We start from the raw sequence: 12021 nt of genomic DNA on the forward strand, positions 1-12021 counted from the left end.
GCGCCGGGGCCGCTCGTGCACCGCTCAGCCGTCGAAGCGGCCGTCCTTGGTGGCTCGCAGGAACGCGGTCCACTGGTCGGTGGTGGCGGTGAAGTGCCCCGCGCCCCGATCCTTGCTGTCCCGCACGGCGGCACCCCCGGCCACCCCGCCGACCTCGACGCACGCGGTCTGCTGCCCGGACCGAGAGGACTTCCGCCAGCCCGTCACCTGCTGTTCCATGAGCTCTACTCCTCTGCGCGCTCGATGTGGGAGGAGATGAGATCCGTGGTCTGCTCCTCGCTCATCACTTCCTGCCGGAGAGTACCGACGGCATCGCGGTACGCCGAGATCGTCGCCGGGCGAGAGATGAACACGCCGCTCGCCAGCATCTCCACGTGCACGATCGGCGCGGCTTGCGGGAACTCGAAGAACATGAAGTGGCCACCCCGCAGAGGCGTCCACCGGTGCAGTCCGCTCGGTAGCACTCGGATGGAGATGCCGGGTTTCTCGGCCAGCTTTCGGAGATGACGGAGCTGGTCCACCTGTTCTTCCGGCGCGCAGACCTGATCCGTCAGAGCTTGCTCAGCCAGGATCGCCTCGAACTTCGGTCCGTTCCGCTTCTCCAACAGGTCGCGGCGCCCGGCCCGCAGCCCGATCTTCGCTTCGCGCTCGGCCGCGGGCAGATCGCTCATGACGGCCCGCGCGTAGTCCGAGGTCTGCAGCAGGCCGGGGATCAACAGCGGTGCGACTTCGGTGATCGCGGTCGCGGTGCGCTCGTACTCGATCAGCGTCACCAACTCGTCGCGGACCCCGGGTATTCCAGGTCTGAGCCAGTCCGGATCGTCGACCTCGCGCGCGATCCCGACGAGGCGTTCGCGCTCGGTGCTCGACAGTTCCAGCGCGGAGAGGATCGCGCTGACGTCTGACTTCGTGCGGATCCGCTACGCGCCGGGCCTGGTGGGCGAGACCCGCCGGGTCGTGCACGCGGGTGTTCGCCGCCCGGACGGGGACTGGGGCACGCTCTGCGCGGCGGTGCTGCGCGCGGACGAAGCGGAGCTCGTCGACGGCCTCCGCGGCATGCCGTGCATGGTGTGCGTCCGCACGACGGCGCTCCGGTCCGCCGCCGCGCGCGCCGAACTCGGCTTCGAGGCACCGGCGTGACCGGGTGGGCCTGGCTGACCTCGGAGTGGTGCTCGACCTGGCACCTGGTGGGTCGTGGTGCGCGGGGAGCGGTGATCGTCGCGACCTGCGGGCACCCGCTCACCGGCCGGATGTCGCGCGTCCTGGACATCCCACCGCCGGACGGGCGCGAGGTGTGCCAGTCCTGCGTCGCGGCGGTGGCGCACGACGACGAGCCGGGAACGTCGTCCGCATTCGAGATCGCCTTGGTCGTGCTGTCCGAACGCCGCTCGTTCCACGCCGAACCGCCGCCGGAGCCGCCGATCGCCTGGCCCGAGCAGGACCCGGACGCGCCGGGCCGGATCGCGACACCGCAGTGGCTCCCACCGATCCCCGGATTTGGCCGCCGCCTGAGCGCGGCGGCCTGACCCGGACCGCGGCCGCCGTCCGCAGCCCCCGGCGGCAGGCCGCGCCTCGCCGGACTCGCTCCCCCGACCGCGAGCTCCGGCGAGGAACCCGGCCCCGGTACCCGGAACCCCTTCCCCGACGGGTACCGGGGCTTCGGGCCGGTGACCGGCCCACACGTCACCGGTCCGGAAGGCCGCCCCCCGGCCACGGCCGGGCCGCCGGTCAGCGGGGTGTGGTGTCGGCCGGGAACTCCTCGGTGCCGAGGACCAGGAGGAGGTCCAGGCGTTCGCGGGTGTCGGTGTCGGCGGGGGTGAGGACGAGGAGTTCTTGCCGCTGGTCCGGGGTGACGAGCGTTTCGCAGTCCATCAGCAGCGGCCCCACCCGCGGGTGCACCAGGGTCTTGCGGTCGGCGCGGCGGACGGCGACCTCGTGCTCGTCCCAGCGCCGCCGGAACTCGTCGCTCGCCGCCCGCAGGCGGTCCACCAGCGCGGCCACCTCAGGATCGTCCGCGCGGCGGCCCGCGGTCGCCCGCAGGTCCGCGACCAGCTGGTGGGAGTGCCGGTCGTGCTCCTCCGGCAGGTGCCGCAGCTGCACGTCGGGGTCGGTGAACCAGCGGTGCACCAGGTAGCGGCGGTCGCCGGTGAACCGCGTCTGATCGCCCATCAGCGCCAGGCTCGCCGGGTTCTGCGCCAGCACCTCGCCCAGGTCGGACAGCACCAGCGCCGGCGTGTCACCGAGCAGGTCGAGCATCCGCACCAGCCCGGCGCGGGCCGTGCGCGCGGTCGCGGCCGAGTGCGGCGGGTGGTGCCCGGCGAGGTGGAACAGGTGCGCGCACTCGTCGTCGGACAGCCGCAGCGCCCGCGCCAGCGCCCCGAGCAGCTGCGTCGACGGCTGGCTGCTGCGGCCCTGCTCCAGGCGCACCACGTAGTCCACCGACATGCCCGCCAGCATCGCCACCTCCTCCCGGCGGAGTCCGGCGGTGCGGCGCCGCGGCCCGGCGGGCAGCCCCACCTCGGCGGGGCGGACCGCTTCGCGGCGGCGGCGCAGGAAGTCGGCCAGGGCATCACGGTGCACGTCGCCATCTTGCTCCCGGTCGCGGACGGCATCCAGGGAGCGGCTCTCCCACGATGAACGCTCGCTCCCGCACCGCCCGGAATCCGCGCAAGGTGGACGGCGAGACCGACGACCGAGGAGAACACGCCATGCGGCAACGAAAGCTGGGGACGGCCGGGCCGGTGAGCTCCACGCTGGGGCTCGGCGCGATGGGCATGTCCGGGGAGGCCTACGGCGCGGCCGACCGGGCGGAGAGCATCGCCACCGTGCACCGCGCGCTGGACGAGGGCGTGACGCTCATCGACACCGGCGACTTCTACGCGATGGGCCACAACGAGCTGCTGCTCGCCGAGGCGCTGCGCGGGCGCGACCGCGAGGACTACCTGCTGAGCGTGAAGTTCGGCGCGCTCCGCGGCCCCGGATGGCGCTTCGGCGGGCAGGACAACCGGCCGGAGGCGGTGCGGAACTTCCTGGCCTACTCGTTGCAGCGGCTGGGCACCGACCACATCGACGTGTACCGGCCCGCGCGGCTCGACCCGGCGGTGCCCATCGAGGACACCGTCGGGGCGATCGCCGAGATGGTCGAGGCCGGGTACGTGCGCCACATCGGCCTGTCCGAGGTGGACGCGGAGACGATCCGCCGGGCCCACGCGGTGCACCCGATCGCGGACCTGCAGATCGAGTACTCGTTGCTGTCCCGCGCGGTGGAGGCCGAGGTGCTGCCGACGCTGCGCGAGCTCGGCATCGGCCTGACCGCGTACGGCGTGCTGGGCCGCGGCCTCATCTCCGGGCACTGGAGCGCGGAGCGCAGCGGTGCCGCCGGGGACGCCCGTGGAGCCTCGCCGCGGTTCTCCAGCGGCAACGTGGAGCACAACCTGGCGCTGGTGGAGCAGCTGCGCCGGGTCGCGGACGAGAAGGGCTGCACCGTCGCCCAGCTGGCCATCGCATGGGTCGCCGCGCAGGGGGAGGACGTGGTGCCGCTGGTCGGCGCCCGCACCCGCGACCGGCTGGCGGAGGCGCTGCCCGCCGCGGACCTGCACCTCACCGCCGAGGACCTGACCGGGATCGAGGCCGCGGTGCCCGCCGGTTCCGCCCGCGGCGACCGCTACCCGGCCGCGTTCATGTCCGAGCTCGGCGTCGGGAACTGAGCGGGTCGCCACGCCGGGCACCGTTCGCTCGCGGAACCCGGCGCGGCGCCGACCGGCGTTCGCACCCCTCCGGCGAACGCAGGCCGCAGGCCGGGGTCCCGGTCCCGGCCTCACGCGGTCGCCGCGCTCCGGCGGGCCGCGATGGACAAGGTCAGCGCTTTGCGCAGGTGCGGCAGCCGCTCGTCGACGTGCGCGGCGACGGCTTTCGCCGCGTCCCGGTGCGCCCGCCGCTCCTTGCCGGTGAACGCGGTGCGCACGTCGCCTTCGAGGGCGAACGCGGCCAGCACCACGTCGTGCGGTTCGTGCGCGGTGGGCGGGCGCCCGCCCAGCACCACGTCCCGCACCCGGTCCTGCACTTCCCGGACCCGCCCGGGGTCGGCGGGAGCGATGTCGTGGACCGGGAACAGGCCCAGCGCGCGATGCCGCTCCGCGGTGATCACCCCGGCGGCGGCGAGCCGGTCGCGCACCGCGCCCTCCGCGTGCTGGAAGCCCGTGTCGATGAGCGTGGTCCAGCGGCGCGGCCGGTCCTCGCGGACGGCGTCGAGCACGTGGGCGAGGAACGCGTCCTCCGGCGCCGCGGCCGGGGTGCGTTCGGCCTTGCCGCCGCCCTCGCGCAGCAGTCCCCGTTCGACGAGCTCGACGACCGCGGCCGCGCGCAGCAGCGATCCGCGCACCAGAACGCTCGCCGCGTCGAGCTTGCCCTTGTCCACGTCGTAGGACAGCAGGAACATCCGGTCCGGCAACGACTCGTTCACGGCGTCTCCTCGTCTTCCGGCTGCGGCATCGGGTCCGCGGCCAGGATCTGCTCCAGGTGCACCAGGACGTTGATCTGCGCCGGGTTGTAGAGGTCGACGATGGCCTTGCCCATGGTCTCCCGCGCGAAGCGCGGGCCGCTCGGCGCGTCGACGTTCGCCTTGTGCAGCCCGGGGAACTCGCGGTACAGCTCGCGGACGAACGGTGCGGTGCGCTCCGCCAAGGCCCGGCAGGCGGCGTCGTCGGCGTCCGCGGGCAGCGCGTCGAACTCGGCGCTCATCGGGTCCGGCGGCATGTCCTGCAACATGTCCGAGTAGGCCTGCACGCCCTGCGGGCCGAGCACCCGGGACATCACCACCACCAGCGAACGGTCCGCATCGGACAGCGTCGCCTTCTTCGCCGCCGGGGCGAACTCCCTCGGCAGATCGGTCGGCACGGACTGGCGGAGGATCAGGCCGAGCTCCACGCGGGCGCGTTGCAGGCGTTCGATCGTGGTGGCGAGCTCCGCGTCGAGGGTGCGCAGCGCCTCCTCCGGGTGGTCGTCGGTCTCGCCCATCTCCGCGATCTGCGACAGCGAGAAGCCCAGGTCGGTGAGCCGCTTGATCCGCAGCACCCGCACCAGGTGCGTGACGCCGTACTGCTTGTAGCCATTGGCGCGCCGCTCGGGCTCGGCCAGCAGCCCGACGTCGTGGTAGTGCCGCACCGCCCGCAGGCTCGTCCCGGCCAGCTCGGCGATCTCGCGAGTGCTCCACGCCACTTCCGACACCTCATCGTTCGCATCCGTCCGACGCGACCGCGCCGGGCACCAGTAGTCGAAACCGTGCCGCTGCGGCATGGTCAAGCCCGGCCGCCCGCAAAATCGGAAAAGCGACCCGGGTCACAGCCGGAGTCGCCTGGCTCGCCCCGCGGAGGACCGCCGTTCCGGACCCGCTCACCCGCGGACCGCTCCCCGCGGCGATCCGGCCTGCGCGACAGCCGAGGGTTTCCCCGACCGCCCGAACGCGGCGGGATCGAGAACCACCCGGCCCTGGTTGGCTCCGAACCCGACCGAAGGAAAGGTCGGCCCCAGCGCCGGCGCCCGGCTGCCGGTGTCGCCGCGACAGGTTCCGCGCGGCACCGCCCGTACCCCGAGCAGCACGGCCCGGCGAACGCGGGAGGGGTGTCCGGCACCGACGTGGGAGCGCCGCCGAACACCCCTCCCGGACGAGACCCCACGCCGCGTGCGTGGTGCGCGAGCCCGATCCGCAGGCGCCGCGGATCGGGCTCGCGTCTTCGGGCGCGCGCTCGCGGTTCCCTCAACACCGGCACCGTGCGAGCCTGCCGACCGCCGGAGCCCACGACGACGGCGATCGGACGCCCCGGAAGAGGCCGTCCCGGCCAGTGGACCGCGCCGCTTCTAGTGCCCCGGACTCACAGGTTCGGGTCGTCGCGCACGGTCAACTCGGCCAGGTACTGGTCGCGGTTGCTCAGCAGCGGGTACGAGGGCATCGGCAGGTCGAAGGAGTGGAGCAGGTCTCGCAGCAGGTCGCGTTCGGCAGACGTGACCGCGAGACCGTGCTTGCGCAGCGTGCCGATCAGGCCGTACGCCAGTTCCGCTAGCTCGCCGACGTGGACGAACGTGCGGAACTGCGTCACCCGGTCTGCGGACAGGCGATCGGACAAGCTGTCCACCAGGGCTTTCGCCGTGTTCACCGCTGCGGTGGTCGCCACGTTGGCACTCCTTGGTAGTCGGCCGCCGGACGCGTGATCCGGTCAGCCATCGAGCAGTTTCCCTGTCGGCATGTCGCTACGCGAACCCATCTGCCAACCCATCATCCCTCTCCCGCACCTCGGCCTCGTGCGCCTGCTCGGCTTGCTCGCGCCTCCGTTCGGCGGCCTCGTGGCGCCTCTCGGCTTCCTGGTGCTCCTGCTCGGCCTGTCGCGCCAGATCGGCTTCGGCCTGGTCCTGCATGAGTTCCTGGCGCTCCCGCTCGGCCTCAGCCCGGTCCTGTTCGGCTGCCGCGCGTTCCCGTTCGGCCGCCTGGCGTTCTTGCTCGGCCTCTCGCTCGGCAGCCTCATCACCATCGCGATGGGCGTTGTCGGCGCCCTGCTCGGCCTCCCGCGCTTCGTCCTCCGCTCGCCGTTTCTCGGCCTCCGCCTGCTCCTTTTCCTGCTCGGCCTCTTCCTGCCGCTGCTGGTCGAGAGGCGTGATCGGTTGCGGTACGCCGTCCTCGTCGTTGCGGCGCACCCCCTCACCCGCTACCGGGTAGGCGGTCCTGATCCGGCCGTCCTCCTCCACGATGACTTCTGACTTGACCCCGTCCTTCGTCCCCTCGACCTTCCAGGAGGTGCCACCATCGGGGTCGGTCTGCTCCACCGGGCGTGCATCGGGATTCTTGGCTATGTCCTCGGCGTGGGACGTGATCTTCTCGTCGCTCCAGCCGTCGGGGTAGATCGACTCGTTCGGCTCCCTGCTGTCCGGGGCGTGCTGATCGAGGATGTGGTTGTCGCTCTTCCAATCCCGGTGGATCTCGTCCGGATCGGGATGGTCGCCGGGCAACTCGTCCCACTTGCTGCCCGACGCGGTGGGGGCGGCCGCCGTCTCGAAGTCCGCAGGCCCGCTGGCCGTTTCGAGGCTGAGTGCGGTGTCGTTGTTGGCCTGCCGCGTCTGCTGCCTGCTCCGTCCCAGCAGTTCGGTCGCCGCCTGCTCTTCCCCCTGCTGCCAGAGCCGAGCCGCCTCGGCCGCATTGCGCTGGCCCCACTCCAGGGTGTCCGCGTAACGGGAGAGCGCCGCAGCTGACCTGGCCAGGGCCTCGCCGGCTTCGCTCCACCGCCGCGAGTCCTCGGTCCGCGCAGCGGTGAAGGCCTCCGCCGCCGCCCCATGCCACTGCCCGACGTCCAGCCCGGACAAGCCCTTCCCCGTCGCGGCGAGGGTCTCAGCGAGTTCGTGCCAACGTCGGGCAGCCGCCCGCAATTCCCCGGGATCGCCGGGAACCAGTTCGCTCGGATCGGATGTCCGACCCAGCTCAGCCATCCCGGCTCGTCAGCACCGCGTCGAGTGCGCTGGCGCTGGCCCGGTCCGCTGCCTCGTACTCCGCAGCGGAGCTGACGAGGTGGTCCCCCCAGGCGTCTCCCGCCTCGATGAAACCGGCCACACTGGTCTGCCACTGCGCGCTGAAGGCGTCGATCGCCCGCGCGAGGCCACCGCGTCCCACATCCGCCGCGGCCACCGCGATGGAGCGCGAGTCGAACACGCGCAATTCATCGATCACCTGATGAGCTCGCCCTCCTGCCGCCCGCAACATCTCAGGATCGACAGCGAATCCGTCCCCCATATCGGCTCCTAGCGGATCAACGGGCCGGGCCCGAACATCACTTCCGTGACGTTAGCAGCGCCGGGTGCGCGGACGCGCCGACCGAACGAACACCACGCACCGTCCATTCGTCGCAGCAGCGCCGTTTTCGCCGCTTTCCGCTGTGGTTCCGGAACGGGCGTGGCCGGCCGTCGGCGAACCGGGAGCGGAGATCGCGGGCGGCCCAGGAGATCGTTCGACGGCGTGCACGGCGGCAGTGGCCCCACAGGCGGAGCGCGGCGTCGGCGAGCTCAGCCGCCCGTCACCGCGCGTTCGCAGGACCGAGAACTCGGAGTGCCAAAACGGGGCCGCAGAACCTCGCACGCACGGGCGGGCGGCTCGACGCCCCTTGCGGGAGACCCCGGCGGTCGAATCCGAGCCGACCGCATCCCCGAGTCCCACATGCAGCGGAGCGCCCCCGGCAGGATTCGAACCTGCGACACCGGCTTTAGGAGAGCGTTCCGGCTGGTATAGCGGGTTGACGTGTCGGATAGTGCCGCGCAGCTTATTGCAGGTGAGGAGGGTTTTCGGCGGTAGGTAGGTGAAGCGGCGCGTAGTGTCCCGTTGCGCAAGTTGCTCCATATCTGCTCCATGATTAGACCACAGTGGACACAAGAGAGAGCCCCCCGCGGGTAGCTCCGCCGGGGGCTCTGCGCCGGGGCCGGTCAGGCGTCGAAGCGTCCGCCCTTGACCGCGCCGACGAACGCGGCCCACTGGCCGGCCGTCGCGGTGAAGTAGCCCGCCGCCCGGTCCTTCGTGTCCCGGACTGCGGTGCCGCTGGCTGTGCGGCCGACTTCGACGCAGTTGTTCGTCCCGCTGCGGCTCGACTTTTTCCACTCGGTTGGGAACATCGTCGTCAGCCCTTCGCCTGGTTGCGATAGATGTCCGCGATGTGCTGCAACGTGGCGCGGGCTTCGTCGCCTTCCGCTGCGACTGGCCACAACCGGTCCATAAGCCGGTGGTAGATGCTGATCTGGTCAGGATCTTCAATGGTCAGCTCGGCCGAGACGTGTTCCACTTGGACCAGATCGTCAAGGATGATGAAGCCGTTCATCGTGATGTTCGGCAAGCGGCGGAATGCCGGTAGGACGCCGAACCGCAGTCCCGGAACGTCGATGGCAGAGATTAGGCGGTCGAGTTGCCCGAGCATGGCGTCAGTTGGTGCAACAGGGTGGCGGAGGGCGTGCTCCGACACGATGATTTCGATCTGCTTTCCCTGGTACAGGACTTGCTGCCGTTGCATGCGGACTCGGATCGATGCTTCGGCGTCGTCGTCCGGGACCTGTAGCAGCTCGGCCTGTGTTCGGAACACGGCGCGGGCGTAGTCCGCGGTTTGCAGGAGTCCGGGAACCACGCCGAATTCGACGTTGCGGATACGGGTTGCGGCATGTTCGCTGTCGAAGCTTTGAAGCTGGCGGGCTTTGTGGCCAGCGCGCAGCTGTGCTCGCCACGCGGCTTTGCTGACCCGCAGCTCGGCAAGTTCGTCGAGCAGTTGGCGGGCCGAGGACTCGGACGCATCGAGAACGTTCATCCAGTCGATGACGTCTTGGTCCTCGGCCGTCTGCTTGCCGTTTTCCAGCTTGCTGATTTTCGAGTGTGGCCAGCCCAAGGCGGACGCAAGTTCGCGGCCGGTCAAGCCCGCTTCGTCGCGGAAGCGGCGCAACTTCTCGCCGAAGTCCTGTCGTCGCTGTTCGAAGCTGGTCACGCTCTCCTCTTCCTCACTGCACGAGCGCCGCCCACTGCTCGGCAGGCTGTGCGGCGCTCCAGGCCAGGTCTTTCCACCTTCGGTACTGCTCGACATCGTCCTTGCCGTCGATCATCTCAAGGCCGAGCATCCCGTGATCTCCGAAGCGCATCACCCCGACCCGTGCATCATCGAACATCCAGAAGTCGGTTCCGGCAGGGAGGTCGAGGTCCACGGCCTCGGAGGCCGTCATGCAGCGGATGTCCTCGCCCGCAGGCAGGTTCGCCCGAAGGGCAAGATCCAATTCGAACCGCAGGTAGAGCGTCAACGGCTCGGTGAGCACGCGCACGCGCTGGAACCGTCGCCCCTCGCTTGTAGCGCGACGGACGTTCTCGGTCCACGGCGCTAGCCACGTGTCGTCCGGCGCCTCTCCGGCGGCGAACCGGCGGATTGGTTCCCGCTCGACCGTTTCGTGGTAGACGCCCTGTGTTTCCAGGCGAAATGCCGTGCTGTGGAAGGTGCGGAACAGGTCGTCGAACTGCTCGCCCGAAATCAGGTCGCTCATGATCAGTCCCTCGCGAAACCGAGCAGGGCCTTCGGGATCTCGACCGCGGTCTCATGGTCGGGCAGCCCGCGAGCGTGCAACGCCGCCAATGCGTCGGCATCAGTGACTCGGCTTCCCTGCACGACGTAGGTGCCGCGGTCGGTTTCGTAGAGCTCCGGGCAGCCGCCGCCCCCGCTGGTGGTGCCCAAGTGAGTGAGCTTCATGGCAGGTCTCCTCATCGACCGGTAGTGAACCAAGCGCGCACTCTGTGCGCAACACCCAGAGAACTTCACGAACCACGGGAGGCGATTGCGCCATACGGGTGAGATTTTCGAGAAGCTTCTCAAGTGTTTCTTGTATGGTTCGCGAAACTCGGGCACTGTGGCTCTCACGGAGCCAGCAGGGCCGAAACGGCAACACCGTGGGCTCCCGCGTCAGAACACACCGCGGCGGTTGCGTGCATGTACGTGCCCCTGCCGCGGAATCTCGGGAGGCGATCCATGAGCAGCAGTCGAAACCCCGGTCCGGTCATCTGGCCGGCCGCTGCGCGTAAGACGAAGTGGATCGCGGCCCGGGACGCCTTGGCGGGGTTGCGATGACGGTGCTTCTCGGCCTGTTGGCGTTAGCGCTCGTGATCGGGCCGTTGGCCCTGTCGTGGTGGCTGCCCAGTGCCCGTGAGGACGCGCGGCGGGAGTGGCGACTGTGACCGCGGCCCCGGTCGTGCGGTTCGTGTTGCCGGACGGCTCGCACTCGATCCACGCGACGACCGATCCGCCCGAGCAGTGGCGCGAGGGCCGCATCGCCGCGGCCCTGTGCGGGGTGGACGTCACCGTCCCGGTGGGGCCGCGGCGAGCCCGTCCGCCGCGCGACGACTACTGCGACACCTGCACCCGGATCTACGCGGCCCGCTACCCGCTCGCTCCGTATCGGCTTCCGTCCGAAGGTCTGATCTGAAGGGGGATACATGTCCGTTGTGACCGTCCCGTGCAGGGACATTGCGTTTCGTGATCGCGTCGTCCAGTTGGGTCGGATCAGGCGCGGGATCAGTCTTCAGCTTCCGGCGGAGGTTGCGGCGATCCTCGATCTTGCCCAGGCCGAAGAGCTTCAGCGGGTGCTCGGCGAGGCGATCGCCGATGTTCGGCGCGAGGTCGGGTCGGCGGCGAGATCGTGAGCGCGCCGGGCGACCCCGTCGAACTCGGCGACGCGGTCGGTTCGGTGCTGGCGTGGATGACTTCGGAGTGGTGTTCGACGTGGCATCTGGTCGGCCGGGACGCGTGCGGGACGGTGATCGTGTCGACGTGCGGGCATCCGCTGGTCGGGCGCATGTCGCGGGTCCTCGACGGGCCGCCGCTGGCGGATGGTCGTGAGGTCTGTCAGGCGTGTGTGGCCGCGACGAGTACGGAGCCGGAGACGGTTCGGTTCCCGGCGCTGGAGGCCGCGCTTGCGGTGATGGGTGAGCACCGTTCGTTCCGGGCCGCGCCGCCGTCCGAGCGGGACCCGCCGATCCTGTGGCCGGAGGCCGATCCGGACGCGCCCGGGCTCGCCGTGTACCCGTTCCCGTCGTCGGCGTCGTGGAGTCCGTGGGGCGAGTGCTTGGCGGTGGGGCGCGCTGCCTGAGTGCCCCCTTGAAGCTGCGGCCGCTGTCGCATCCCCGAGCGGCGGTCGGTCGCGGCCTGGTCGGTGTTCGCTCGTCGCCCCGAACTTCGGGCGGGCACCGGCCGGGCATCCCGGCGCTGTTGGCGCGGGGTGTTCCCGGGGACCCGAACCGATACCCACCACGGAGGTTTCGTGCTGCCCTGTTCTGCCTGTGGCAATCCCTGGCACCCACCGCACCCGCCGGGGAAATGACCGACTCGGCCTGCCGTCGTGTTCGCACCGGCGGTAGGCCGCGGGGGGGGGGGGGGGGGGGCCCCCCCCGGCGGGGCGCGCCCCGCGCCCCCCGCGCCCCCCCCCCCGCCCCCGCGGGGGGGGGGGCCCGCGGGGGAATCGGCCCGCGGGGGG

The 12021-nt window shown here is 71.1% G+C and carries 18 protein-coding genes; 6 read left to right on the top strand and 12 right to left on the bottom strand.

Annotation, left to right across the window (positions count from 1 at the left end; all coding sequences use genetic code 11):
* Positions 1 to 24 precede the first annotated feature (24 nt).
* Together LCD35_RS03410 and LCD35_RS03415 are read right to left on the bottom strand one after the other, a co-directional pair.
* Positions 25 to 219 (bottom strand): DUF397 domain-containing protein, encoded by a 195-nt coding sequence (locus LCD35_RS03410; protein ID WP_225043685.1) that lies wholly within the window; start codon positions 217 to 219, stop codon positions 25 to 27.
* 5 nt (positions 220 to 224) lie between these two features.
* Positions 225 to 773, bottom strand: coding sequence for a DUF5753 domain-containing protein (locus LCD35_RS03415; protein WP_224961130.1), 549 nt, complete (start codon positions 771 to 773; stop codon positions 225 to 227).
* Between the two features lie 88 nt (positions 774 to 861).
* Here LCD35_RS03415 and LCD35_RS03420 point away from each other — a divergent pair, with 88 nt between their 5' ends.
* Together LCD35_RS03420 and LCD35_RS03425 are read left to right on the top strand one after the other, a co-directional pair.
* Entirely contained in the window at positions 862 to 1140 is a 279-nt protein-coding gene (locus LCD35_RS03420; RefSeq protein ID WP_224961128.1) for a hypothetical protein, read from the top strand.
* Positions 1137 to 1526, top strand: a complete 390-nt coding sequence (locus LCD35_RS03425; RefSeq protein WP_224961127.1) for a hypothetical protein — start codon at positions 1137 to 1139, stop codon at positions 1524 to 1526. The genes LCD35_RS03420 and LCD35_RS03425 overlap by 4 nt, the downstream gene beginning before the upstream one ends.
* 202 nt (positions 1527 to 1728) lie before the next feature.
* On the opposite strand, the gene LCD35_RS03430 is transcribed toward LCD35_RS03425, so the two are convergent.
* Complete coding sequence (locus LCD35_RS03430) at positions 1729 to 2580, bottom strand: helix-turn-helix domain-containing protein (protein ID WP_224961125.1); 852 nt, start codon at positions 2578 to 2580, stop codon at positions 1729 to 1731.
* A gap of 128 nt (positions 2581 to 2708) precedes the next feature.
* Here LCD35_RS03430 and LCD35_RS03435 point away from each other — a divergent pair, with 128 nt between their 5' ends.
* Positions 2709 to 3707 carry an aldo/keto reductase gene (locus LCD35_RS03435; protein ID WP_224961148.1) on the top strand — a complete coding sequence of 333 codons (999 nt, stop codon included), beginning with the start codon at positions 2709 to 2711 and terminating at the stop codon, positions 3705 to 3707.
* A gap of 110 nt (positions 3708 to 3817) precedes the next feature.
* Here LCD35_RS03435 and LCD35_RS03440 read toward each other — a convergent pair whose 3' ends face one another.
* From LCD35_RS03440 to LCD35_RS03480, 9 genes are all read right to left on the bottom strand, one after another.
* Positions 3818 to 4462 (bottom strand): GPP34 family phosphoprotein, encoded by a 645-nt coding sequence (locus LCD35_RS03440; RefSeq protein WP_224961123.1) that lies wholly within the window; start codon positions 4460 to 4462, stop codon positions 3818 to 3820.
* Positions 4459 to 5217 carry a MerR family transcriptional regulator gene (locus LCD35_RS03445; protein ID WP_224961121.1) on the bottom strand — a complete coding sequence of 253 codons (759 nt, stop codon included), beginning with the start codon at positions 5215 to 5217 and terminating at the stop codon, positions 4459 to 4461. Before LCD35_RS03445 ends, LCD35_RS03440 begins: the two co-directional genes overlap by 4 nt.
* A gap of 653 nt (positions 5218 to 5870) precedes the next feature.
* Positions 5871 to 6170 carry a hypothetical protein gene (locus tag LCD35_RS03450; protein WP_225043686.1) on the bottom strand — a complete coding sequence of 100 codons (300 nt, stop codon included), beginning with the start codon at positions 6168 to 6170 and terminating at the stop codon, positions 5871 to 5873.
* A 76-nt stretch (positions 6171 to 6246) separates the two neighbouring features.
* Positions 6247 to 7473: a putative T7SS-secreted protein gene (locus LCD35_RS03455; RefSeq protein WP_224967791.1), complete on the bottom strand. Its 1227-nt coding sequence runs from the start codon at positions 7471 to 7473 to the stop codon at positions 6247 to 6249.
* The gene (locus tag LCD35_RS03460) at positions 7466 to 7711 is read right to left on the bottom strand and encodes a hypothetical protein (RefSeq protein ID WP_224961115.1); all 246 of its coding nucleotides are present in this window, start codon (positions 7709 to 7711) and stop codon (positions 7466 to 7468) included. Before LCD35_RS03460 ends, LCD35_RS03455 begins: the two co-directional genes overlap by 8 nt.
* 746 nt (positions 7712 to 8457) lie before the next feature.
* Entirely contained in the window at positions 8458 to 8643 is a 186-nt protein-coding gene (locus tag LCD35_RS03465; protein ID WP_225043687.1) for a DUF397 domain-containing protein, read from the bottom strand.
* Between the two features lie 5 nt (positions 8644 to 8648).
* A complete protein-coding gene (locus LCD35_RS03470; RefSeq protein WP_225043688.1) occupies positions 8649 to 9497 on the bottom strand; it encodes a helix-turn-helix transcriptional regulator in 849 nt (282 codons plus the stop codon).
* Positions 9498 to 9510: 13 nt separating this feature from the next.
* Positions 9511 to 10041 (bottom strand): DUF6879 family protein, encoded by a 531-nt coding sequence (locus tag LCD35_RS03475; RefSeq protein ID WP_225043689.1) that lies wholly within the window; start codon positions 10039 to 10041, stop codon positions 9511 to 9513.
* 2 nt (positions 10042 to 10043) lie between these two features.
* Positions 10044 to 10244, bottom strand: a complete 201-nt coding sequence (locus tag LCD35_RS03480) for a hypothetical protein (protein WP_225043690.1) — start codon at positions 10242 to 10244, stop codon at positions 10044 to 10046.
* A 469-nt stretch (positions 10245 to 10713) separates the two neighbouring features.
* Between LCD35_RS03480 and LCD35_RS03485 the strand changes: the two genes are divergently transcribed.
* Genes LCD35_RS03485 through LCD35_RS03495 form a run of 3 tightly spaced genes read left to right on the top strand, consistent with a single transcriptional unit; the run spans position 10714 to position 11637 of the window.
* Positions 10714 to 10974, top strand: a complete 261-nt coding sequence (locus LCD35_RS03485; protein WP_225043691.1) for a hypothetical protein — start codon at positions 10714 to 10716, stop codon at positions 10972 to 10974.
* A 10-nt stretch (positions 10975 to 10984) separates the two neighbouring features.
* Positions 10985 to 11191, top strand: coding sequence for a hypothetical protein (locus tag LCD35_RS03490; RefSeq protein ID WP_225043692.1), 207 nt, complete (start codon positions 10985 to 10987; stop codon positions 11189 to 11191).
* Positions 11188 to 11637: a hypothetical protein gene (locus LCD35_RS03495; protein ID WP_225043693.1), complete on the top strand. Its 450-nt coding sequence runs from the start codon at positions 11188 to 11190 to the stop codon at positions 11635 to 11637. Before LCD35_RS03490 ends, LCD35_RS03495 begins: the two co-directional genes overlap by 4 nt.
* Positions 11638 to 12021 lie beyond the last annotated feature (384 nt).

Source organism: Saccharopolyspora sp. 6V (assembly GCF_020176785.1).
GTDB lineage: Bacteria > Actinomycetota > Actinomycetes > Mycobacteriales > Pseudonocardiaceae > Saccharopolyspora_C > Saccharopolyspora_C gregorii.